This is a genomic window from Caulobacter sp. D5, assembly GCF_003185805.1.
GTDB lineage: Bacteria > Pseudomonadota > Alphaproteobacteria > Caulobacterales > Caulobacteraceae > Caulobacter.
This window is the reverse complement of sequence record NZ_QHJY01000089.1, coordinates 1-21,406: the sequence shown is the minus strand read 5'-3', so window position 1 is coordinate 21,406 and position 21,406 is coordinate 1. Positions and strand designations below refer to the sequence as shown.

Here is a 21,406-nt window from a genome sequence, read left to right as displayed (position 1 = left end):
CATGAAGAACGCCCTCATCGCCGGCCTGATCGGCGGGCTCATCGGCGCCGTGATCAGCGCCGCCGTCGGTTATGTCGTCCCGCTGCCGCCCCACGCCGCCGCCAACGCGCTCGGCAATGGGATCAGCGGCTTGTTCAGCGGCTTCTTCGGCGGCTTCATGGCCCTGCTGGTCGAGGGCCTGAAGGCCCGTCGCGCCGCTTCCGCCGCCTGACATCCTGTTTGTTGGGGCGGCCGGCGCGCGGCCGCCTCTGGAGTATCTGCCCATGACCCTCGCCCGACGCCTGATCGCCGGAGCGGCCCTGGCCGCCATGCTCGCCGGATCGCCGGCCCTGGCCCGGCAGCAGGCCGACGCCCTCGGCGCGAGCTTCGTCGATCCGCCGAACACGGCCCGGCCGCGGGTCTGGTGGCACTGGATGAGCGGCAACGTCACCCAGGATGGCATCGACAAGGACCTGGCCTGGATGAAGCGCATCGGCCTGGCCGGGGTGCAGAACTTCGACGCCGGCTTCAACGACGGCGGCTTCTTCGACACCCCGCACGTCGTCGACAAGCGCCTGGTGTTCATGACGCCGGAGTGGCGGGCGGCGTTCAAGCACGCGGTCGAGACGGCCGACGCCGACGGCTTCGAGTTCGCCATCGCCGGCTCGCCCGGCTGGAGCGAGACCGGCGGTCCCTGGGTCAAACCCGAACAGGCGATGAAGAAGCTGGTCTGGAGCGAGACGATCGTCGAAGGCGGCCGCAAGCTCGACAAGCCCCTGGCCGCGCCGCCGTCGGTCACCGGACCGTTCCTGGGCGTGCCGGGCGGCGGCTCGGCCATGTCGGCGATCAAAGGCCAGCTGCCGACCTATTATCGCGACGCGGCCGTGGTCGCCTACCGCCTGCCGGCCGCCGAGCAGGCCCCGCTCGCGTCGGCCAAGATCACCGCCAGCAACCCGGTCGACGTCGCCCTGCTGACCGACGGCGACCTGGTGCGCCAGGTCGAGCTGCCCTTCGCGCCCGACAAGGAAACCTGGATCCAGGTCGAATACGCCAAGCCCCAGACCCTGCGCGCCCTGCGACTGGTGGCCGCCCACGCCGGCGGCTTCGGCGAGTTCGGGGCCACAGCGCCCGAGGGCCGCATCGAGGCCAGCGACGACGGCAAGACCTTCCGTCCAGTCGTCAAGCTGCCGGTCCACGGCGCGTTGCAGCAGACCGTGGCCTTCCCGGCGACGACGGCGCGCTACTTCCGGGTCGTCTTCTTGCCGCGGCCGTCCAATCCGGCCCTGGCGATGGCTGGGCTGAAGGATCCGACCAGCCACCAGATCGCCGAGCTGGCCTTCGAGGCCGGGGCGCGGGTGCACCGCTTCGAGGACAAGGCCGGTTGGTCGTCGGCCGGCGGCCTGGACGAGGATCCCACGCCGCAGGCCTCGGCCGACACCATCGTTCACCGCGCCGACGTCGTCGACCTGACCGACCGTCTCAAGCCCGACGGGACCCTGGACTGGACGCCGCCGGCCGGCCGCTGGGAGGTGCTGCGCTACGGCTATTCGCTGACCGGGCGCCAGAACAGCCCGGCCTCGGCCGAGGGCACCGGCCTGGAGGTCGACAAGCTCAGCCGCGAGCACGTGACCGCCTATGCCGACACCTATCTGGACCTCTACCAGCAGACCGTCGGCCCCGAGCTGATGGGCAAGCGCGGCGTCCAGGCGATGATCACCGACAGCTGGGAGGCCGGCTCGGCCAACTGGACCGAAAAGATGCTGGCCCAGTTCCAGGCCCGGCGCGGCTATGACGCCAGGCCCTGGCTGCCGGTGCTGAGCGGCCGGGTGGTCGAGAGCGCCGCGGCCAGCGACGCCTTCCTCTGGGACTTCCGCAAGACCATCGGCGACCTGATCGCCGACGAGCACTACGGCGCGCTGTCGGACGCCCTGCATGCACGCGGCATGAAGCGCTACGGCGAGTCCCACGAGACCGGCCGCGCCTTCGTCGGCGACGGCATGCAGGTCAAGAAGAGCGCCGACGTGCCGATGGGCGCGACCTGGACCGAGGTGCCGGTCACCAACGACCCCTTCAGCTACGACGCCGACATTCGTGAATCGGCGTCGGTGGCCCACCTCTACGGCCAGAACCTGGTGGCGGCGGAGTCGTTCACCAGCGCCAGCAGCCCCTTCGGCTACGACCCGGCCAAGCTGAAGCCGACCGCCGACGCGATGATGGCCAATGGCCTCAACCGCTTCATCATTCACACCTCGGTGCATCAGCCGCTCGACACGGCCGGGCCGGGCATGACCCTGGCCATCTTCGGCCAGTGGTTCACCCGCAAGGAGACCTGGGCCGAGCAAGCAGGGCCATGGATCGACTATCTGTCGCGCAGCTCGCTGCTGTTGCAGCAGGGCCGGTTCGTCGCCGACGTGGCCTGGTTCTACGGCGAGGACGGCAACATCACCGAGCTCTACGGCAAGGCCATGCCGAAGATCCCGGTCGGCCACGCCTACGACTTCGTCAACGGCGACGCCCTGGTGAACCTGCTGGACGCCAAGGACGGTCAGGTCGCAACGCCCAGCGGCATGCGCTACCGCGTGCTGGCCATCGATCCGTCGGTGCGCCGCATGACCGTTCCCGTTCTGCGCAAGCTTCTGACGCTGAAGGCGGCCGGCGTGCCGATCGTGGGCGTCCGCCCCGACGCCACGCCCAGCCTGTCGGACGATCCGGCCGAGTTCCAGCGCCTGGCCGACCAGGTGTTCGCGGGGGTCAGCGCCGACCTGGGCGCGGCCCTGGCGGGGATCGGCCCGGACGCCGACGACGGCGGCGCGGGTCTGCGCTTCGTGCACCGCCAGTTGCCGGACGGCGACCTCTACTTCGTCAGCAACCCGGGCGAGGCCAAGACCGCTTCGGTCAGCTTCCGCACTTCCGGCCGCGAGGCCGAGATCTGGCGGGCCGACACCGGTTCGATCGCGCCGGCCAGCTACAAGACCGCCGACGGCCGCACCAACGTGCCGCTGGCGCTGAACGCCCACGACGCGGTGTTCGTGGTGTTCCGCAAGTCCGGTCCGGCGGAACGCGCCGTTCCGGCCAAGGTCCGCACCGTCGCCGCCGTGATCGACGGCGGCTGGACGCTCAGCTTCCCGCAAGGCCCGACCTTGAAGGACGTCAAGCCCGGCTCCTGGACCGACAGCGCCGACCCCGCCGTCCGCTACTTCTCCGGAACCGCCGCCTACACGACCACCTTCAAGGCCCCGAAGGCGGGGAAGGGGGCTCGCGTCGTGCTCGACCTGGGCGCGGTCAAGAACCTGGCCAGCGTCAGCGTCAACGGCAAGGACCTGGGCGTGCTGTGGAAGGCGCCGTTCGAGGTCGACGTCACCGACGCCCTGAAGGCCGGCGACAACAAGCTCGAGGTCAAGGTCGTCAACCTGTGGCCCAACCGCCTGATCGGCGACAAGCAGCCCGGCTACGCCGGTCCCAAGACCTTCGCCACCTTCGATCCCTATCCGCCGCAGGCGCCGCTGTCGCCCTCGGGCCTGATCGAGCCGGCCAGGCTGATCGTCGAGCGCCAGGAGTAATCGCGTATGGGCAACCCGCTTCTCGGGCTCGTCTTCCACTGGCTGGGCGGGCTTTCGTCGGCCAGCTTCTATGTGCCCTACAAGGGCGTGCGGAAGTGGTCGTGGGAGATCTTCTGGCTGACCGGCGGCATCGTCAGCTGGCTGATCGCGCCGTGGCTGTTCGCGTCCTTGCAGACCAAGGACCTGCTGGCCGTGCTGGCCGCGACGCCACGCGACACCCTGTTCTGGTGCTGGCTGTTCGGCGCCCTGTGGGGCCTGGGCGGCCTGACCTTCGGCCTGACCATGCGGTATCTGGGCCTGTCGCTCGGCATGGCCGTGGCCCTGGGCCTGACGACGGCTTTCGGCACGCTGGTTCCGCCGCTGTTCGACGGCACCTTCGCCGAAAAGCTGCTCAGCAACACCAGCGGCCGGGTGATCCTGGCCGGCGTCGTCGTCACCCTGCTGGGCATCGTGCTGGTGGCTTTGGCCGGCAAGGCCAAGGAGGCGGAGCTGTCGCACGAGGCCAAGACCGCCGCCGTCGGCGAGTTCGACCTCAGGAAGGGCCTGGCGGTCGCCGTCTTCTCCGGGATCATGAGCGCCTGTTTCGCCTTCGGCCTGGCCGCCGGCGAGCCGATCCGCAGGCTGTCGCTGGCCCACGGCACGGGCGTGCTGTGGCAAGGCCTGCCGGTGCTGTGCGTGGTGCTGCTGGGCGGTCTGTCGACCAACCTCGTCTGGTGCGGCGGGCTGATCCTCAAGAACCGCAGCGCCGGCGAATGGCTGGGCCGGGGAGGGGGGCAGGGCGCCCCGCTGGCCCTCAACTTCGGCCTCTGCGCCCTGGGCGGCCTGGCCTGGTATCTGCAGTTCTTCTTCTACACCATGGGCGAGAGCCAGATGGGCCGGTTCGGCTTCTCCAGCTGGACCATGCACATGGCCAGCATCATCATCTTCTCGACCCTGTGGGGCTTCGCCCTGAAGGAGTGGGCGGCGGCCAGCAAAAAGACGCGCGGCCTGGTGATCGCCGGCATCGCCGTGCTGGTGGCCTCGACCGTGGTCATCGGTCTTGGCAACGCGCTGGCGGCGTAGGATGGCTCGATGACCGACAGCGCCCAGAAGCTCTCCCAGACCCTGCACCGCGGCCTCGACATCCTCGAGGCCGTGGCCGCCGGCTGCGCCAGTCCCGCGCAGATCGCCGAGCGCCTGTCGCTGAGCCGCAGCACGACCTACCGGCTGGCCGCGCTGCTCGCAGAACGCGGTCACCTGAACGCTGGCGGCCACGGCTACAAGCTGGGACCGCGGATGTTCGCCCTGGGCGCCAGCGCCGCGCGCGCCGTCGATCTGCCCAGGCTCGCCCAACCGATCCTGGAGGGGCTGACCCGCGACACCGGCGACGCGGCCAATCTGGGCGTGCGCGACGGCGACGAGGTGATCTACGTCGCCCAGTCGCCGGGCACGCGCCGGCTGGTCGTCCGCCACGGCGTCGGCGCGCGCAACCGGCTGCGCCAGACGGCCATGGGCCAGGCGCTGATGCTCGACAGCGACGACGAAGCCGGCGAAACGCCCGAATGGACTGCGGTCATGCGCCAGGCGCGGACGCGCGGCCTGGGCTTCCACCGCGACGAATTCGGCGACGCCATCGTCTGCATCGCCGCGCCCGTGCGCGACGCCGCCGGCGCGATCGTCGCCGCCATCAGCCTGTCGACCATCCCGCAGTATCTCGACGACGAGCGCCTGGAGCGCCTGAGAGGCCAGGTGCGTGAAGCAGGCCAGGCTCTGAGCCGCAGGATCGGCGGGGAATAGGAATTTAGTCCTAGATGCGCTGTCGCTGATCTGTGAGACCAGCCACTCCGCAATAATAGGAATATATTCCTTTCGACGGCGCGCGCTGCGCTATCGGCCGTTTATGAAAGGTCGCGTCGCAATTGGCATATGCCGCAACCGGATATCTAACGGCCGAGATTTGTCGGTTGGGGCGACATGTCCGCGTCGATGCTTGGCAGCGGTCGATTTTTTATGTTCGACATCAATGCTTTGCCATTAGGAATGAGGGGCAAATCAGTCTGTCGGCGGATTAGTTTTCGCTCAATCTGGATTTTTACTTAGCAGGGCAGGGCCTTTATTACCAAGGCAACCTTGACGCGAATTCACCCAATCGTCTATCGGAGCTTAAGCTTGTGCGTGGGTGGGGCTTATGGACGGTATCGGTCAATATCGTCGTCCGCGGCGATGACCAATCCGGATTACATCATGTTGCAGGCCTATGGCCGTATACCTGCGGCGGTGCGGTGATGAAAAATTCAGTTGTCAGCTTACTGGCTATAGCCCTCGGCGCCTCGGCGTCGAGCTGCGCCACTTCGCCTCCGAAGATCGACTATGCGGTCGAGGGCAAGGACTTTAGCGTTTCTTGGCGGGAAGACGTCTCGCGAGAACGCTTCGACGTGATCCTCACCTCGACCAGCAAGCGGCGCCTTTGCATGTCACTGCCTTCCTGGCCCAACGACGTGGGCAAGGTTTCCGGAGGTGGGGATCTCGCTGCGATCAAGGGAGACAATGGCACGATCGCATCGATCGAGACCGAATTTCCCTACTGTATCGGCCCTGATTGCGAAATCCGGATAGCCCCTGGCGCGAGCATAAACGGCTACATCGACTACGGGGCGTTCGGGGAAAAATCTGTCGTCGAAGGACTGAAAAATCGGTCGCTGGACTTCCGGCCCAATCCCTATTTCTGCCTTGCGAAAGGGTAGGGGCCTTACGGTGAGGGACTAGGTCGGCTCAAGCATGTCGGCGAGCGCCAGCACCGCCGTCCACGTTCGCCCCGTGATCCGCGTGCCGAGGGTTTTCTCGACCAGGCTGGTGGTCAGTTTCGAGCCGCCGACGCCGTCGGGATAGATCGCATAGATCTGGCGGCTTTCGGCCCGCGCCTGCTCGGTCCCGCGGATCGCCGCGCGCAGGGCGCCCATGGCCTTCTTGTCGGGAGTGTCCTTGCAGAACAAAGTCATCAGCCAGCCCGGATCGGCCGCCGCGAAATCCGGGAACGGGTTGGCCGCGACCAGAGCCCGCCAGGCCTCGGCGGTGCGGACATAGACATCGGTGCGCAGGCCCAGGCGCGCCATCAGCTCGGTTTCGATCTGGGTCTGAAGTTCCGCGCCGGTGCGCTCGCCGCTCTCGAACACCAGGTCGCCGACCTTGGGGCCCATGCGGACTTCGGTGTGGCCGAGATCGGTCAGCAGGCCGGTCAGCTCGTCGGCGGTGATCAGACGACCACCGGCGGCGTTGACGCCGCGCAGCAGGGCGATGTGGAGAGACATGGTCGGGCCTTTCGAACGAGGCGGCTGTTTAAGCCCTGGGCGGGCCGCCGTCGTGGGGGATTTGAGGCCAGATACATCGCCTAAGGAATATTATCAGCAATAATACCCCAAATCGAGCCGCACGCTCTCTAGCGCCAGCGTCGTCTTCAGCCCAGCGCCGCCACCACGGCCTCCAGTTCGCCCTTCACCGCGATCTTGCGTGCGGCGCTGACGACGAAACAGACGTTGGCGACCTGCGGATGCGGCACGACGCTCGTGACCCGCGCCGGATTGATCCAGACATGGTCGAAGTCCAGCGACGCCGCCGCCAGCCGGCGCAGATCCGCGTCGAGCCGCGCCGCGGCCTCGTCGGCGGTATGCAGCGCCAGCACGCTCCTGGGCGCGTCGTAGCGGATCTCGCAGTCAGCCGCCGGCGTCTGCGGCTCCGGCACGATGCAGAACACGTCGGCGGAATTGACCGCCACCGGTCCTTGCGGGGTGTTCATGATCACAAGCGGCATCGATCCCCCTCCAGTTTCGAGCGTCGCTACAGTTGCAAAACTCTCCACCACAAGTCCATGGCGCGGATTTCATCCGACACGCACAGCGGCGCATTGACAGATCCGACTGGCGCGCCGACCATCTCATTAATTAGAACAATGTTCCAAATTACGGGAGTTGACGTTGAATCCGCTTTTGGGCGTCCTTTTCCATTGGCTGGGCGGTCTGGCCTCGGCCAGCTTCTACGTGCCCTATCGTGGCGTTCGGCGCTGGTCCTGGGAGATCTACTGGCTGACCGGCGGCGTGTTCTCCTGGCTGCTGGCGCCCTGGTTCTTCGCTTCCTTGCAAACGCACGATCTGTTCGGCGTCATGGCCCAGGTTCCGCCGAACGTGGTCGGCCTGTGCGTGCTGTTCGGCGTGCTGTGGGGCTTTGGCGGCCTGACCTACGGCCTGACCATGCGGTATCTGGGCCTGTCGCTGGGCATGGCCGTGGTGCTGGGCCTGTGCACCGTATTCGGCACCCTGATCCCGCCGCTGGTGCGCGGGACCTTCGCCGACGCCCTGCTGGCCACCCCCTCTGGCCGGATCATCCTGCTGGGCCTGATGATGACCCTGGCCGGCATCGTCGTGGTCGCCTGGGCCGGCGCCAAGAAGGACGGCGACCTGTCGCCGGAGGAAAAGCGCGCGGCCGTGGCTGAGTTCGACTTCCGCAAGGGCATCGCCGTGGCGGTGTTCTCGGGCGTGATGAGCGCCTGCTTCGCCTTCGGCCTGGCGGCCGGCGAGCCGAATCAAGGCGATCTCGGCGGCGGCCGGCACCGGCCCGCTGTGGACCGGCCTGCCGGTGCTGTGCCTGGTGATGTTCGGGGGCCTGATCACCAACGGCGTCTGGTGCGCCTTCCTGATCGTCAGGAACCGCAGCGCCGGCCAGTGGATCGGCCGCGCGCCCGACGCCAAGGAATCGGCCGACCGGCCGCCGCTGCTGGCCAACTATCTGCTCAGCGCCCTGGCCGGCACGGCCTGGTACTTCCAGTTCTTCTTCTACACCATGGGCGAAAGCCAGATGGGCAAGTTCGGCTTCTCCAGCTGGACCCTGCACATGGCCAGCATCATCATCTTCGGCACGCTGTGGGGCTTCGCCTTCAAGGAATGGAAGGACGCCCGTCCGGCCGTGCGCAACATGGTCTGGGCCGGCGTCGCCCTCCTGGTCGGCGCCACGGTGGTGATCGGCTACGGCAACATGCTGGGGGCCTGAAACCGCCATGCGCCCCCTGCCCCGTCGCCGCCTCCGCAAGCTCCTGACGGCGACGGCGGCGCTGGCCCTGCTGGCCGCGCCGCTCCTCGCCTTCGCCCAGGACAGCCTCGAGCCGACAGGCCGCTGGACGGCCCGGAAGCCGGGCGCAGCAGCCACGCCGCCGATGGGTTGGAACGCCTGGAACGCCTTTCGCACCGAGGTCGACGAGGCCAAGGTCATGGGCTCGGCCCAGGCCCTGGTCGATACCGGCCTGGCCAGGCTGGGCTATGTGCAGGTCAATCTCGACGACGGCTGGTGGCTGAGGCGTCGCCAGAGCGACGGCCAGCTGGAGATCCGCACGGCGATCTTTCCCAGCGCCGAGGTTCCCGGCGGCGACTCCAGCTTCAAGCCGTTCGTCGATCGCCTGCACGGCATGGGCCTGAAGGCCGGCATCTATACCGACATCGGCCGTAACGCCTGCTCGCAGGCCTGGGACCTGAAGTCGCCGAACCTGCCGGTCGGTTCGACGGCCGAGCGCGAGGTCGGGCTGGAGGACCATGTCGACCAGGACATCGATCTTTTCTTCGGAACCTGGGGCTTCGACTATGTGAAGGTCGACGCCTGCGGCCTGGCCGACTACGCGCCCGGCGCGCCGGTGGTGGGCCGCAATGGCTATCGGCCGCGCGAGCCGCTGATCGTTCGCCGTGAACCGGCCAAGGACGCTTCGGCCCGGATCGAGGCGATGTACCGCCAGGTCGCCGCCGCCATGGCCCGCCACGGCGCCGACGGCGAGCGCGTGCTGTCGATCTGCACCTGGGGCCGCGGCGACGTGCGCGCCTGGGGCGGCGAGGTCGGCGCCCTGTGGCGCACCAGCCCCGACATCAGCCCGCGCTGGAGTTCGATGCTGCGCTCGTTCGACAGCGTGGCGACGCGCTCGCTCTACGCCCGCCCCGGGGCCTGGAACGACCCGGACATGCTCTACATCGGCGCCGGCGACTTCGACGAGAACCACCTGACCGAAGCCCGCAGCCACTTTGCGCTGTGGGCCATGACCGCCGCCCCGCTGCTGATCGGCTACGACCTGCGTCAGGCGCCGAAAGCGCTGCTCGACATCTGGGCCGCCGCCGATCTCGTGGCCGTGAACCAGGACCCGCTGGGCGACCAGGCCGTTCTGGTCCACCACGAAGGCGAGGTGCAGGTCCTGCTCAAGACGCTGAGCGGCGGGCGCAAGGCCTTGGCCCTGTTCAATCGCGGCGGCCAGCCGGCGAAGATCACGCTGACGAACGAGCAGCTGAAGCTGGCCGCCGATGCGCCCGTGGTCCTGCGCGATCTCTGGACCGGCAAGGACGCGCCGGGCTTCACCGGCCGGGCCGCCTTCGACCTGGCGCCGCGCGAGACCAAGGTGTTCGAGGTCAGGGGCGCGCCGCTGATCGCCGACGGCGTGCTGCTGTCGGAGATCCCGGCCCGCATCCATGTAGCCCAGGAGCCCTCGTGGCCGCCGCCGGCCGACGGCTTCGACGGACCGGTCGGTCCGGCCGGCCACACCGGCGGCGCTCAGGCCGACTTCTCGCCCTATCGCACGCCGCTGGCGGCGGGCGGGCGCCGCTTCGCCCACGGGATCGGCGTGCTGGCCAATTCGCGCCTGGAGGTCCTGGCCGCGGGCGAGTTCCAGCGCTTTTCCGCCAATGTCGGCGTCGACGACGCCTCGAAGGCGTCCGGGGCGAGCGTGCGCCTGGCCGTCTATGGCGACGGCCGCCTCCTGGCGCGCAGCAAGCCGCTACGGGCCGGCGACGCGCCGGTGGCGCTGAACGCGCCGATCAAGGGCGTGAAGGTGCTCGAGCTGGTGGCCGTCTCCAGTGACGCGGCCGCGCCGCCGGTGGTCGTCTGGGGCGGCGCCCGGATGACGCACTGAGACGCCGCGAGCCGCCCGAACCGCCCGAACCGCCTTTCTGGCGATCCGGCCGATCGGCTACAATCGGTGGTTAGGTGACTCGTTTTCGTCCATGGGGGGCGGCGTCTCGCCCGAGATGATCGCAATCCATGGCCGCGCCCGAGCAGGATCTTCTTCGCACCCGCAACGCCCTGCTGACGGGCAAGCCGGCCGTGGCCCTGCACACGGCCAAGGCCGCCGTCGCCAAGGCGCCGGGCACGGCGGAACCGCTCTACTGGCTGGCCTCGGCCCAGGCGGCCAACCGCGATCCGGCCGCCGCCCAGACCCTGAACGACGCCCGCCTGACCCACGGCCTGGCGGTCATCCGCGCCATCGGCGGCGACGCCAAGCGGCTGACGACCGAAGGCGAATACGCCCTGCAGATCGGCCACCGCCTCTACAACGCCAACTATCCGGCCTGCGCCTCCGTCGCCTTCGGTCTGGCGGTCATCGCCGGCCGGGACGAGCCGCAGTCGCTGGTGTCGCTGGGGCTGGCCTTCCTGCACCAGGGTCGCGCCGAGGAGGCCAACAACATCTTCCGCGCGCTTTCGGAAGCCATGCCGGACAGCGCCCCGGCCCAGCAGTTCGAGCTCTACAGCCTGTTCATGGTCCAGGACGGGGTGGCGCGGCACGCCCAGGCGGCCAGGGCCTGGGCCGAACGCTTCGAGACGCCGGTGCTGACGCCCGCCCTGCCCCCGGCCCCGCTGGCCGGCCGCCGCCTGCGCGTGGGCTATGTGGCGCCGGTGTTCTCCAGCGGCCAGATCCGCCAGTTCATGGCCCCGCTGCTCGACCACCACGACACCGAGCGGTTCGAGATCTTCCTCTATCCGAACGAGGCCGACACGACCGACTGGGGCGCGGCGCCGACCGTGCGCCCGATCGGCGCGCTGAAGGACGACGAAGCCGTGGCCCTGATCCGGCAGGACCAGATCGACGTGCTGATAGACGCCTGGGGCCACACCTCCGGCTCGCGGCTGGGGATCTTCGCCCGCCGGGCCGCGCCCGTGCAGGCCACTTGGCTGAACTATCAGCAGACCACCGGCCTGCGCGCGATGGACTTCGCCATCCACTCGCAGTCGATCCTGACGCCCGGCATGGAGGCGCTGTTCACCGAGACCGTCTGGCCGGTGGAGCCGATCTCGGCCCCGTTCCGCGCCGATCCGGCGACGCCCTCCCCCGCCCCCAGCCTGGCCAGCGGAAGCGTCACCTTCGGCAGCTTCATCAATCCGTCGAAGCTCAGCGACGAGGCGGTCGCCGGCTGGTCGCGGCTGCTGCTCGCCGTCGCCGGCTCGCGGCTGCTGCTCAAGTACCGCTATTTCGAGGATCCGGTGCTGGCCCGAGCCACGACGGCGCGCTTCGCCGCCCATGGCGTGGACCCCGACCGGCTGGTCTACGAGGGCCATTCTCAGGGCGACGACTACGAGCAGGCCTTCGCCAGGATCGACCTGTCGCTCGACCCCTCCCCCTGCCCCGGCGGCACCACCACCCTGGAAGCCCTCGCCCGCGGCGTGCCGGTGATCACCCTGCGCGGGCCGACCTTCTACAGCCGCATCGGGGTTCAACTGGTCGAGGGCGCGGGCCTGCCCGACCTGGTGGCCGACAACTGGGACGACTACGTCGCCAAGGCCGCGGCTGCGGCGGCCGATCCGGCGAGCCTGCAGGCCCTGCGCGACCGCACGTGGGAAGGCTTCGCCAAGGCCTCGTTCCGCGACGAGGCGCTGGTGACGCGGACGCTGGAGGAGGCCTATCTCGGGATGTTCGCGGCGAAGTGGCCGGATCAGGCCTGAGCCGCCCGATAAATCCCTCTCTCTTTGAGAGAGGGAGGAACCCGCGCCGAAGGCGTGGGAGGGTGAGAGGTAACAAACTCTCCGGAAGAGGCGCGGCGCTCCGTTGCGCGAGGTTTGGATATTATTCGATTATTTATCAGCTACTTACTGACATATGATCATGCGTCAGGATTTGCCTGCCGACGGTGAAACCTCTCACCCTCCCACCGCTTCGCGGCGGCCCCCTCCCTCTCTCTAAGAGAGAGGGTTTTTCATCGCAGACAGCCGCTCGTGCAGCAGCCGCAGGCGCTCCTCCGACCGTGCGAAGGCCCGCTGGGGCTTTTCCAGGTCGTAGGCGGGGCTGACGCGTTCGCAGATCTGGCGGTCCTCTTCGAAGATCCGGCGGTTCATCTCGGCGCTGGAGTCCAGGAAGGCCTCGACCGCCCGTTCGGCGCCGGGGCGCACGCGGCCGTCGAGCAGGCGGGTGCAGAAGTGGGTCCGACGGGCGTCCCTGGCCGGGAAATAGGTCTGCACGGCATAGGAATAGCCGAAGGTCGACGAGATCATCGCGAACGGAAAGACGTGGATCGTCCAGTAGCCCTGATAGGCCTCGGCGGCGTCGAAATAGCGCCCCAAGGCCGAAAGACCGCGCAGGGTGCGCTTGTCGGTGACCTCGCCCTCCCAGGTCAGGTTGGGGCCGTCCACCACAAGGCTCTTCTCGACCATGGCCAGGCTCGCCAGGGTTTCGCCGTGGATCAGGTTGACGTGGTAGGTCTCCAGCGCGTTCTCGACCGCCACCCGCCAGTCGCATTCGAACGGCAGGGCGTGGAAGTCGCGGCGCCTAGTGATCAGGCGCGAGACGGTTTCCAGCTGCACCGCCGCACCGCCCAGCTGATCGGCCAGGTCCTGCTCGGGCTCGACGCCGACGAACAGGAAGTCGCCGCACCAGGCGGTGCGGTAGCGGCCGATGGTCTGGGCGGCCAGGACTTCCGGATCGAAGCTCTTGGCCAGGGCCGGCTTCAGCGCGCCGCCGCCATAGCGCCAGCCGTGATAGGGGCACAGCATCGGCCCGACGCCATGGTCGCCGACGAAGAAGCGCGCGCCGCGATGCGGGCAGACATTGTCGAAAGCCCCGATCTCGCCGTCGTCGTTGAACACCAGCAGGTCGCCGAACGCCCAGTCCAGGCGCAGCCAGGCGCCCGGCTCGGCCACTTCCGAGCGGTGGGCGACCAGGTGCCAGTAGCAGCGGTAGAGCGCGTCGACCTGAGGCGTCATCAGAGCTTTCTGGCCTAGAGCTTCCGGGCCGGCGCGGCGAAATAGGTCGCGCCCGGCGTAGTGTCGCGGACGATCACCGCCCCGGCCCCGATCGTGCAGCCCGCGCCGACGGTGACGCCCGGCAGCACCCTCGCCCCGGAGCCGAAGAACACCCCCTCGCCCACCTTCACGCGGCCGGTCAGGTCGACATGGCAGCTGAGGGTCGAGCCGGCGCCCAGCACCACGTCGTGGCCGACGCCGGAATGGCCGTTGATGGTGACGAGGTCTTCCACCTTGCTGTCGGACGAGACATTGGCGAACGGCCCCACCAGCACGCCCTCGCCCAGCCTGGCCGAGGCGGTGACGAAGGCCAGGTCGTGGACCAGGGTGGCGAACCTGCCGCCGGCCGCGCGCAGGGCCTTGCCGACCGCTGTCTTGCCCGCCGGCGTGCCGATGCCCATCACCAGCAGGACGCCGGCGGCCGGAACGTGGCCGGCGATCTTGCCCAGATACGGCAGGTCACGACCGAAGGCGGCCATCGGCGCGTCGCCGTCATCGAGATAGCCGACGAAGCGGTCGCCGCTTTTGGCGAACTGCGGGCCGAACCAGTCGAGAATTTCCCGGGCGAGCGCGCCGCCCCCGACCATCACGTAGTCCATCTCGCGTTTCCTCCGTGTAGTCTTGTCAGGCGGCCTTGTAGCCGCCGTCCACGTCCCAGATCGCGCCGGTGACCCAGGCCGCGGCCGGGGTCAGCAGAAAGGCCGCCACGGCCGCCACGTCCTGCGGCCGGCCAAAGCCCAGCAGGTGGCGCGCGCGATAGGCCTCGATCCCGTCGCCGGTCAGGCCGCGGGTGATCCGCTCGTGCATCTCGGTCTCGACCGCGCCGGCCGCCAGGCCGTTGACACGGATGCGACGCGGCGCCAGCTCGCAGGCCAGCGACCGCACGAGGCCCTCCACGGCGGCCTTCGAGGCGGCGTAGGCGGTCATGCCCGCACGACCGCGCTCGGCGGCGACCGAGCTGACCACCACGATCGAGCCCTCGTCCTTCATCACCTTGGCCTTGGCGGCGGCGCGAGCGACAGCGAAGGCGCTGCCGAAGGAGGCGCCCATCACCTCGTCGAGCTTGGCGTCCTTGGTCATGCGGATCGGCAGGACCATCTCGATCCCGGCGGCGTGGAAGATCCCGTCCAGCCCGCCGGCCTCGATGGCGGCCTTGGCCACGGCTTCGGTGGCGGCGTCGCCTTCGGAAAGGTCCTGGATCAGGGAGACGTGGCCCTCGCCGGCCAGGCTGGCCAGGGTCTGGTCCAGGCGCCCGGCGTCGCGGCCGGCGGCGATCACCCGCGCGCCGACAGCGGCCACGGCCTGCGCCGTCGCGCGCCCAAGGCCCGAGGAGGCGCCGGTGACGAGAATGGTCTTATCCGCCAGGGCTTGGGGATGCAGGCTCACAGGTACAGCGTCTCCGCGCAGTCGAGAGGGCCGAAGCGGCCGGCGACCGCGCCCCAGGAATAGCCCACGCCGAACCCGGCCAGGACCAGGGTCGCGGCTTCACCGCTCAAGCGCTCGGCCACGGCGTCGGTCAGCAGCAGCGGCAGGGTGGCCGAGCTGGTGTTGCCGAACTTGCCGATGTTGATCGGCAGGCGCTCGGGCGGGGCCTTCGCCTTCTTGCCGATGTGGCGCAGCATGAACTGGTTGGCCTGGTGCAGCAGGTGGAAGTCGACATCCTCAGCCGTCAGGCCGGCGTCGACGCGCACGGCCTCGATCAGGGCCGGCACCGCGCGCAGGGTGAAGGCGAAGACGGCGTTGCCGTCCATCTTCAGGGTCGGAGCGATGCCGCCGGCGGGACCGCACGGCGAGCGGAAGCCGCCGTCCTGCACGATCAGCTCGGTCGCGCCGGTCCCGTCGGTTCCCAGGCGGAAATGCAGCGGCGCGGCGGCGGCGTCGCGCTCCAGCGCGGTGGCCGAGCCGGCGTCGCCGAACAGCACCGCGGTGGCGCGATCATCGGGATCCAGCAAGGGACTAATGGTGTCGCCGGCCAGCAGCAGCACGCGCTTCAGGCCGGCTTGCAGCAGGCACGAGGCCAGCCACAGGCCGTAGACGTATCCCGAGCAGCCCATGCCGACGTCGAAGGCCTGGGCGTGCGGCGAAAGACCAAGCTTGCCGTGCAGCAGGCAGGCGCTGGCCGGCAGGGCGTGGTCGGGGGTCTGGGAGACGAAGATCACCCCGTCGATCGAGGCGCGGTCCCAGGCCAGGCGCTCGATCAGCCGCTCGGCGGCGGCCTGGCAGAGGTCGGCCGTGGTCTGGCCCGGCTCGACCCAGTAGCGGGTTTGGACGCCGGTCATCTTGGCGACGTCGGCGACGGCCGCCTCGCCGAGACGGTCCTCGAACGCCTGGTTCTCCAGCCGGCGGGCAGGCACGGTCGAGACCACGCCCGCCAGGCGGACGCCTTCGACCCGATAGCCGCCGGGCGCGGGCTGCATCAGGCGGTTTCCTTGGCGACCAGCGCCTCGATGTCGGCCACGGTCTCGCACTTGGCCAGGGCCTGGCCGTCGAGCAGCACGCCATGGACCTCGTCCACCAGGGCCAGGGTCGAGATGATCGCCAGCGAGTCCCAGTTGAAGGCGGCCAGCTCGGCGGCCGGCGAGATCTCGGACTCGTCGACCTCGAAGATCTCGGCCAGTCCGGCGTAAAGGGCGCTCATCTTGGTCTCCTCAAATGACGACGCTGGCGGCGGCCCACGACAGGCCCACGCCGAAGCCCACCAGCATCGCGCGTCTGGGGGCTCCTCTAGGGGCGCCCGCGGCTTGCAACAATGGGGCGAGCGCCAGCGGAATGGTCGACGACACCGTGTTGCCCACCTCGCGCATGTCGATGACAAAGCGCTCGGGTGCGATGGCCAGCTTGCGGCGCAGGCGCTCCAGGATGAAGCCGTTGGCCTGGTGGAAGACGAAGAGGTCGTGCTCCTCCATCGTCCGCCCGGTGCGTTGCAGCAGCCCGTCGACGGCCTTGGGCACGTGGCCGAGGGTGAAGGCCATCACCGCCGGACCGTCCATCCGCAACACCATGTCGCCGCCGGCCGAGGGCTCGCGGAAGCCGCCGCGTCGCACCATCAGGTGCTCGCCGCCCTTGCCGTCGGTGCCAAACACCACGGGATCGATCAGCGGCGCGTCGGCCTCGACAGCCTCGACCAGGGTGGCGGCCGCGCCGTCGCCGAACAGGGTGCGCACGCTCTGGTCGTCGGGATCCAGCAGCTTGGAATAGGTGTCGGCCGTGACCAGCAGCACCCGCTTGGCCTGGCCGCTCTCGATCAGCGCCTTGGCCAGGCTCAGCCCATAGACGAAGCCCGAGCAGCCCAGATTGAAGTCCAGGGCCCCGGCGCTGGTCGGCAGTCCAAGGCGGGCCTGCAACAGGCAGGCGCCTGTCGGCAACACATAGTCGGGCGTCTGGGTGCACAGCAGCAGGAAATCGATCTCGGCTGGATCGAGGCCTTCCTTCGCCAACAGAGCGCGGGCCGCGCCTTCGGCGAGGTCGAGCGCGGTCTCGCCGTCCGCCGCGATGCGACGCTCGGCTATGCCTGTCTTTTCAAGGATCTTGTCGGCGCTCCAGTCGGGGAAGCGTGCGGCCAAGGCGTCGTTGGTCAGGCGGCCTTCGGGCAGGTGACCTGCGATCGCCTTGATCCTGGCGGTCAACATATACGCCTCGCGGCCGCGGAATGAATCATTGCAGAACAATGTCGAGCGCAATCTAAGCGCGTCGTTGGCCCAAGGGCCAGCCGTTTGATTTGCGGGAAACCTTCAATGTCGGCGCAAGACGTGTTCCCCCGGGCGATGGAGCTGCTCCTGGCCGGCGACGCCGTCGGCGCCGAGGCGCTGCTGGGTCCGCTGGCCGCGCAGAATGGCGACGACGTCCAGGTCCACTATTTCCACGCCGCGGCCCTGAGCGCGATGGGCGAGGAGGCCCGCGCCCGAGCGGCCTTCGAGACGGCCTGGATGAACCACGCCTTCACGGTGATGGGCGAGAACGACATCGCGCTGGACCGGATCGCCCGCGACGCCGCCTTCGCCCTCGACGTCGGCCGAATGTTCTACGCAGAGGACTATGTCGGCGTCGCCGCCGCGGCCTGCGGCTGCGCGCTGAACGACCCTGCGGTGGCGGCCAACGAGGGCCTGTTCGTCTACGGCCAGTCGCTGCACCACGCCGGCCGCATCGAGGCGGCGCTGGCGGCCTTCGACAAGGCGGTGGGCCTGACCGGGGCGTCGTACCTCTCGGGCTTCGTGCTCTATTCGCTGATGTTCGCCAAGGACGGCCTCCAGCGCCAGGCCGACACCGCCCGCCGCTGGGGCGAGGTGATGCGCAAGGTCCTGCCGGCCTCGCCAAAGTTCCCGCCCGCCTGGGACGGCCGGCGCAAGCTGCGCGTCGGCTATGTGGCGCCCAGCTTCGCCAACCAGCTGCGCCACTTCGTCGACCTGGTGTTCGAGAACCACGACACCGAGCGCTTCGAGGTCTTCGCCTATGTGGATCACGCAGAGAAGGAACGCCTGCCCGCCCACGTCACGGTGCGGTCCTGCAAGGCCTTGACCTACGACGCCCACGCCGACCTGATCCGCGCCGACGCGATCGACGTGCTGGTCGATGTCTGGGGCCACGCCTCGGGCAACCGCCTGGCGGTGTTCGCCCGCCGCCCCGCGCCGGTGCAACTCGCCTGGCTGAACTGGATCCAGACCACGGGCCTGGAGGCCATGGACTACTCCATGCTCGGCTCGCACATGCTGACCGCCGACGCCCCGCCGCTGTTCGTCGAGACGCTGCACGACATCGGCCCGATCCTGGCGGCGTTCCGGCCGACGCCGACGGCGGCCCCCTCGCCTTCCCCGGCGATCGAGACCGGCCATCTGACCTTCGGCAGCTTCAACCATCCGGCCAAGATCAGCGACGAGACCGTCGCCGGCTGGGCCGGGCTCCTGCACGCCTGCCCGGGCGCCGAGCTGCTCTTCAAGTACAGCTACTTCGTCGATCCGGTGCTGCAGACCACGACCCAGTGCCGGTTCCTGGCTCACGGGATCGCGCCCCAGCGCATCCAGTTCGAGGGCAAGACGACGGGCGAGGAATACGAGCAGGCCTTCGCCGGCATCGACTTCGCGCTCGACCCCAGCCCGGTCGGCGGCGGCACCACGACCATGGAGGCCGTCTCGCGCGGCGTGCCAGTGCTGGCGATCCGGGGCCGCGACTACTACAGCCGCGTCGCCGTCGAGGCCCTGAGCGCCATGGGGCTGGAAGAGTTGCTGTTCGACGACTGGAGCGCCATGGCCGCCTTCGCCGCGCGACTGGATCAGAACCACGAGGCCCTGGCCGCGCTGCGCGCCAGGATCCGTCCCGCCCTGGACGCCTCGCCCTATCGCGACGAGGCGGGGTTCACGCGACGGATGGAGGCGGCGTTCGCGGCGATGGCGAGCAAGGTTTGACGCCCACCATTTCCACGTCATCCCGGCCGCAGCGCAGCGGAGAGCCGGGACTTAAGGAGACTGGCGCAGCAGTCAGCTTCGTCCGCCCAGGGCGGTAGCCAGCGCAATGCGGCCGCCCCTAGGTCCCGGGTCTGCGGTCCGCTTCGCGGCCCTCCGCCCGGGATGACGGACCAAGGGAAGCCCTAAGCCTCGTTGACGCTGTTGGCCTTCACCTTGGCCGCCCCGGCCTCGTCCAGATCGTTGCGCGTCGCTGTCAGGCTCAGCGGGCCCTTCAGCGTGGCGTTGACCGCGTCGATGCCGGTGTCCTTGCGCGAGGGCTTGCGGGCGATCAGGTAGCGCAGCGACAGGCGTTCGTGGTCGGCCGCATCGGGCTGGGTGCCATGCAGGGTGCAGGCGTGCCACATGGCCGCGTAACCGGCCGGGCCGATCAGCAGGTGCTGCGGGCAGTGCACCTGCCCGCCCTTGCGATCGCCGTAGGTCCAGCCGCTCTCGTCCTTGGTCAGGTCGTGCGGAAACAGCGTGCCGCCCAGGGTCTGGCTGTTCTCCAGCAGGAACAGCGGCGCGTCGCGCTCGCCCACGTCGTGCAGATAGACATAGAGGGTGATGAAGTCGGCTTCCCGGTCCTTGTAGTCGATCAGGTCCTGGTGGAAGTCGATGCCGTAGAAATAGGTCACGTCCCGGTACTGCGGCTTCACATAGGGGCCTAGGTTGTTGACCGGGTTGCCATGGATGCGGGTCTTCAGCCACTGGGGCACGGCCGAGGCCGGCACGCCGCAGATCAGCTTCTTGAGCAGGATCTCGTAGTCGTCGCCCAGCAGGCCGGCCACCGCGCCGGTCAGGCCGGCGTCCTTCTCGACGAAGGCCAGCTCCTCGTCGAAGCGCTCCAGCAGGTTGCGGCCGGGGGCGGGGTTGACGCCGACATACTGCGGATTGGCGTCGAACTCTTCCTCGCTGAGGAACAGCTCCTCGCCGAAGCTGCGCAGATCACGGATGCGCGCGAGCAGCCGGCCCGCCGCGTCGGCGTCCAGTCCGCCCGGAAGCACGTGATAGCCGCGCTCGATCAGATCCTGCACGGGGCCGGGCGTCGCTGCCGACATCGAAAGCTTCTCCATGACCGCCGAACACGACGGCGACGGATGAGATGAATACCGCCACCCAATACCGCTTCTGGGCGACGAGGCAATCCGTCGCAACCCGTACACGGCGCCGGTTAGCACCCGTTAACTATGTTGCCCGCAGGTTACGAAACCAATCGGGGAATCTCCATGGCCAAGCAGGCCCGCAACCTTCGCGCCGATAGTGTTTCGCCGATCGCCGTCGCGAAACCTCGCCTGCCCCTGGCCGACGCCATTCTTCCCTATCTTCGCCGGATCGACACCGCCCGCTGGTATTCGAACTTCGGCCCGCTGGTGCAGGAGCTGGAAGAGCGCCTGGCCCATCGATTCGGCGCGAACGCTCTGGCCGTCACCTGCAGCAACGCCACCCAGGGCCTGACCCTGACCCTCAAGGCCCTCGGCGCGACGCCCGGAACGCTGTGCGCCATGCCGTCCTGGACTTTCGTGGCCACGGCGCACGCGGCCGTGCAGGCCGGGCTGATGCCCTGGTTTCTCGACGCCGACCGCGACAGCTGGATGCTGACGCCGCAGACGCTGGAAGCGGCCCTGCCCCGCGCGCCCGGGCCGGTCAGCGCCGTGATCATCGTCGCCCCGTTCGGCCACATGCCCGACGTCGCCGCCTGGCTCGATTTCCAGGACCGAACCGGCGTGAAGGTGATCCTCGACGCGGCCGCCGCCTTCGACGCCGCCGGCGACCCGCGCCTGCCGACGGTCGTCAGCCTGCACGCCACCAAGGTCCTGGGCATGGGCGAAGGCGGTTATGTTGTCACCGACGACCCGGCCCTGGCCAGCCGCCTGCGCCGCTTGACCGGTTTTGGCTTCGAAGGCTCGCGCCTGTCGCAGCACGCCGCCACCAACGCCAAGATCAGCGAGTACGCCGCGGCCGTGGGCCTGGCCGCGCTCGACGCCTGGCCGGGCGACCGGCTGCGCTGGTTCACCGCCGCCCAGACCCTGCGCCAGGCGCTGTACGGATCCGACATCGGCTTCCAGCCGGGCTGGGGCCGCGACTGGACGACCAGCGTCTGCGTAGTCGCCACCCCGGAAGGCGCGGCGCCGCGCCTGATCGCCGCCTTGAAGGCCGCCGACATCGACACCCGCCAGTGGTGGGGCGAGGGCTGCCACGCCTCGCCCGCCTTCGCCGAGTGCCCGCGCACCGACCTGCCCAACACCGAGCGCCTGGCGCGCTCGACCCTGGGCCTGCCGTTCTACATGGACCTCGACGCGGCGGACGCCGCGCGGATCGCCGACATCCTCAAGTCGGCTGGCTGAGCCGCCAGTCGGCGCCGGTCGCGGCGAACAGCCGGATCGCGTCGGCCAGCCGGCGCCCTTCGGCGCGGGCGCGGGT

General features: G+C 69.3%; 19 protein-coding genes and 2 pseudogenes. 12 read left to right on the top strand and 9 right to left on the bottom strand.

Annotated features, from left to right (window positions below; genetic code table 11):
• Position 1: 1 nt before the first annotated feature.
• The 5 genes from DMC18_RS06805 to DMC18_RS25600 all read left to right on the top strand — a co-directional run bounded on the left by DMC18_RS06805 (position 2) and on the right by DMC18_RS25600 (position 6,262).
• Complete coding sequence (locus DMC18_RS06805; RefSeq protein ID WP_110118739.1) at positions 2-211, top strand: hypothetical protein; 210 nt, start codon at positions 2-4, stop codon at positions 209-211.
• A gap of 52 nt (positions 212-263) precedes the next feature.
• A complete protein-coding gene (locus tag DMC18_RS06800) occupies positions 264-3,539 on the top strand; it encodes a glycosyl hydrolase (RefSeq protein ID WP_199228363.1) in 3,276 nt (1,091 codons plus the stop codon).
• Between the two features lie 6 nt (positions 3,540-3,545).
• Positions 3,546-4,601, top strand: coding sequence for an L-rhamnose/proton symporter RhaT (gene rhaT / locus DMC18_RS06795; RefSeq protein WP_110132793.1), 1,056 nt, complete (start codon positions 3,546-3,548; stop codon positions 4,599-4,601).
• 9 nt (positions 4,602-4,610) lie between these two features.
• Complete coding sequence (locus DMC18_RS06790; protein WP_110118742.1) at positions 4,611-5,315, top strand: IclR family transcriptional regulator; 705 nt, start codon at positions 4,611-4,613, stop codon at positions 5,313-5,315.
• A gap of 488 nt (positions 5,316-5,803) precedes the next feature.
• Positions 5,804-6,262, top strand: a complete 459-nt coding sequence (locus DMC18_RS25600; RefSeq protein ID WP_146217995.1) for a hypothetical protein — start codon at positions 5,804-5,806, stop codon at positions 6,260-6,262.
• 18 nt (positions 6,263-6,280) lie between these two features.
• Here DMC18_RS25600 and DMC18_RS06785 read toward each other — a convergent pair whose 3' ends face one another.
• Positions 6,281-6,826 carry a DUF1697 domain-containing protein gene (locus DMC18_RS06785; RefSeq protein WP_110118743.1) on the bottom strand — a complete coding sequence of 182 codons (546 nt, stop codon included), beginning with the start codon at positions 6,824-6,826 and terminating at the stop codon, positions 6,281-6,283.
• A 146-nt stretch (positions 6,827-6,972) separates the two neighbouring features.
• Positions 6,973-7,326, bottom strand: a complete 354-nt coding sequence (locus DMC18_RS06780) for a hypothetical protein (protein WP_110118744.1) — start codon at positions 7,324-7,326, stop codon at positions 6,973-6,975.
• Positions 7,327-7,552: 226 nt separating this feature from the next.
• Here DMC18_RS06780 and DMC18_RS26825 point away from each other — a divergent pair.
• The 4 genes and pseudogenes from DMC18_RS26825 to DMC18_RS06765 form a co-directional block, all read left to right on the top strand.
• Positions 7,553-8,035: pseudogene (locus tag DMC18_RS26825) on the top strand (L-rhamnose/proton symporter RhaT); the annotation flags it as partial.
• A gap of 112 nt (positions 8,036-8,147) precedes the next feature.
• On the top strand, positions 8,148-8,558 hold the full coding sequence (locus DMC18_RS26820) for an L-rhamnose/proton symporter RhaT (RefSeq protein ID WP_233248085.1): 411 nt from the start codon (positions 8,148-8,150) through the stop codon (positions 8,556-8,558).
• Positions 8,559-8,565: 7 nt separating this feature from the next.
• Positions 8,566-10,449 carry an NPCBM/NEW2 domain-containing protein gene (locus DMC18_RS06770; RefSeq protein ID WP_110118745.1) on the top strand — a complete coding sequence of 628 codons (1,884 nt, stop codon included), beginning with the start codon at positions 8,566-8,568 and terminating at the stop codon, positions 10,447-10,449.
• A gap of 128 nt (positions 10,450-10,577) precedes the next feature.
• Entirely contained in the window at positions 10,578-12,254 is a 1,677-nt protein-coding gene (locus DMC18_RS06765) for a hypothetical protein (protein ID WP_110118746.1), read from the top strand.
• A gap of 234 nt (positions 12,255-12,488) precedes the next feature.
• Here DMC18_RS06765 and DMC18_RS06760 read toward each other — a convergent pair whose 3' ends face one another.
• Genes DMC18_RS06760 through DMC18_RS06735 form a run of 6 tightly spaced genes read right to left on the bottom strand, consistent with a single transcriptional unit; the run spans position 12,489 to position 17,176 of the window.
• Positions 12,489-13,508, bottom strand: a complete 1,020-nt coding sequence (locus DMC18_RS06760) for an aromatic ring-hydroxylating dioxygenase subunit alpha (protein WP_110118747.1) — start codon at positions 13,506-13,508, stop codon at positions 12,489-12,491.
• Between the two features lie 14 nt (positions 13,509-13,522).
• Positions 13,523-14,146, bottom strand: coding sequence for a NeuD/PglB/VioB family sugar acetyltransferase (locus DMC18_RS06755; RefSeq protein ID WP_158285871.1), 624 nt, complete (start codon positions 14,144-14,146; stop codon positions 13,523-13,525).
• Positions 14,147-14,171: 25 nt separating this feature from the next.
• Positions 14,172-14,933 (bottom strand): SDR family NAD(P)-dependent oxidoreductase, encoded by a 762-nt coding sequence (locus DMC18_RS06750; RefSeq protein ID WP_199232545.1) that lies wholly within the window; start codon positions 14,931-14,933, stop codon positions 14,172-14,174.
• The gene (locus DMC18_RS06745; protein WP_110132792.1) at positions 14,930-15,964 is read right to left on the bottom strand and encodes a ketoacyl-ACP synthase III; all 1,035 of its coding nucleotides are present in this window, start codon (positions 15,962-15,964) and stop codon (positions 14,930-14,932) included. The genes DMC18_RS06750 and DMC18_RS06745 overlap by 4 nt, the downstream gene beginning before the upstream one ends.
• Positions 15,964-16,185, bottom strand: coding sequence for a phosphopantetheine-binding protein (locus tag DMC18_RS06740; protein ID WP_110132791.1), 222 nt, complete (start codon positions 16,183-16,185; stop codon positions 15,964-15,966). The genes DMC18_RS06745 and DMC18_RS06740 overlap by 1 nt, the downstream gene beginning before the upstream one ends.
• A 10-nt stretch (positions 16,186-16,195) precedes the next feature.
• Positions 16,196-17,176, bottom strand: a complete 981-nt coding sequence (locus DMC18_RS06735; RefSeq protein ID WP_110132790.1) for a 3-oxoacyl-ACP synthase III family protein — start codon at positions 17,174-17,176, stop codon at positions 16,196-16,198.
• Between the two features lie 105 nt (positions 17,177-17,281).
• Between DMC18_RS06735 and DMC18_RS06730 the strand changes: the two genes are divergently transcribed.
• Together DMC18_RS06730 and DMC18_RS27260 are read left to right on the top strand one after the other, a co-directional pair.
• Positions 17,282-18,946 (top strand): hypothetical protein, encoded by a 1,665-nt coding sequence (locus tag DMC18_RS06730; protein WP_110132789.1) that lies wholly within the window; start codon positions 17,282-17,284, stop codon positions 18,944-18,946.
• 18 nt (positions 18,947-18,964) lie between these two features.
• A pseudogene (locus tag DMC18_RS27260) lies at positions 18,965-19,112 on the top strand (hypothetical protein); the annotation flags it as partial.
• A 16-nt stretch (positions 19,113-19,128) separates the two neighbouring features.
• Here the strand turns inward: DMC18_RS27260 and DMC18_RS06725 are convergent.
• On the bottom strand, positions 19,129-20,043 hold the full coding sequence (locus tag DMC18_RS06725; RefSeq protein ID WP_233248083.1) for a hypothetical protein: 915 nt from the start codon (positions 20,041-20,043) through the stop codon (positions 19,129-19,131).
• A 168-nt stretch (positions 20,044-20,211) separates the two neighbouring features.
• Between DMC18_RS06725 and DMC18_RS06720 the strand changes: the two genes are divergently transcribed.
• The gene (locus DMC18_RS06720; protein WP_199232544.1) at positions 20,212-21,330 is read left to right on the top strand and encodes a DegT/DnrJ/EryC1/StrS aminotransferase family protein; all 1,119 of its coding nucleotides are present in this window, start codon (positions 20,212-20,214) and stop codon (positions 21,328-21,330) included.
• The last annotated feature ends 76 nt before the right edge of the window (positions 21,331-21,406 follow it).

What these genes read in the sequence shown, in the direction of transcription:
- DMC18_RS06805 (WP_110118739.1), top strand. Translation starts at nt 2, where the DNA reads ATGAAGAACGCCCTCATCGCCGGCCTGATCGGCGGGCTCATCGGCGCC.
- DMC18_RS06800 (WP_199228363.1), top strand. Translation starts at nt 264, where the DNA reads ATGACCCTCGCCCGACGCCTGATCGCCGGAGCGGCCCTGGCCGCCATG.
- rhaT (WP_110132793.1), top strand. Translation starts at nt 3,546, where the DNA reads ATGGGCAACCCGCTTCTCGGGCTCGTCTTCCACTGGCTGGGCGGGCTT.
- DMC18_RS06790 (WP_110118742.1), top strand. Translation starts at nt 4,611, where the DNA reads ATGACCGACAGCGCCCAGAAGCTCTCCCAGACCCTGCACCGCGGCCTC.
- DMC18_RS25600 (WP_146217995.1), top strand. Translation starts at nt 5,804, where the DNA reads ATGAAAAATTCAGTTGTCAGCTTACTGGCTATAGCCCTCGGCGCCTCG.
- DMC18_RS06785 (WP_110118743.1), bottom strand. Translation starts at nt 6,826, where the DNA reads ATGTCTCTCCACATCGCCCTGCTGCGCGGCGTCAACGCCGCCGGTGGT.
- DMC18_RS06780 (WP_110118744.1), bottom strand. Translation starts at nt 7,326, where the DNA reads ATGCCGCTTGTGATCATGAACACCCCGCAAGGACCGGTGGCGGTCAAT.
- DMC18_RS06770 (WP_110118745.1), top strand. Translation starts at nt 8,566, where the DNA reads ATGCGCCCCCTGCCCCGTCGCCGCCTCCGCAAGCTCCTGACGGCGACG.
- DMC18_RS06765 (WP_110118746.1), top strand. Translation starts at nt 10,578, where the DNA reads ATGGCCGCGCCCGAGCAGGATCTTCTTCGCACCCGCAACGCCCTGCTG.
- DMC18_RS06760 (WP_110118747.1), bottom strand. Translation starts at nt 13,508, where the DNA reads ATGACGCCTCAGGTCGACGCGCTCTACCGCTGCTACTGGCACCTGGTC.
- DMC18_RS06755 (WP_158285871.1), bottom strand. Translation starts at nt 14,146, where the DNA reads ATGGACTACGTGATGGTCGGGGGCGGCGCGCTCGCCCGGGAAATTCTC.
- DMC18_RS06745 (WP_110132792.1), bottom strand. Translation starts at nt 15,964, where the DNA reads ATGCAGCCCGCGCCCGGCGGCTATCGGGTCGAAGGCGTCCGCCTGGCG.
- DMC18_RS06740 (WP_110132791.1), bottom strand. Translation starts at nt 16,185, where the DNA reads ATGAGCGCCCTTTACGCCGGACTGGCCGAGATCTTCGAGGTCGACGAG.
- DMC18_RS06735 (WP_110132790.1), bottom strand. Translation starts at nt 17,176, where the DNA reads ATGTTGACCGCCAGGATCAAGGCGATCGCAGGTCACCTGCCCGAAGGC.
- DMC18_RS06730 (WP_110132789.1), top strand. Translation starts at nt 17,282, where the DNA reads ATGTCGGCGCAAGACGTGTTCCCCCGGGCGATGGAGCTGCTCCTGGCC.
- DMC18_RS06725 (WP_233248083.1), bottom strand. Translation starts at nt 20,043, where the DNA reads ATGTCGGCAGCGACGCCCGGCCCCGTGCAGGATCTGATCGAGCGCGGC.
- DMC18_RS06720 (WP_199232544.1), top strand. Translation starts at nt 20,212, where the DNA reads ATGGCCAAGCAGGCCCGCAACCTTCGCGCCGATAGTGTTTCGCCGATC.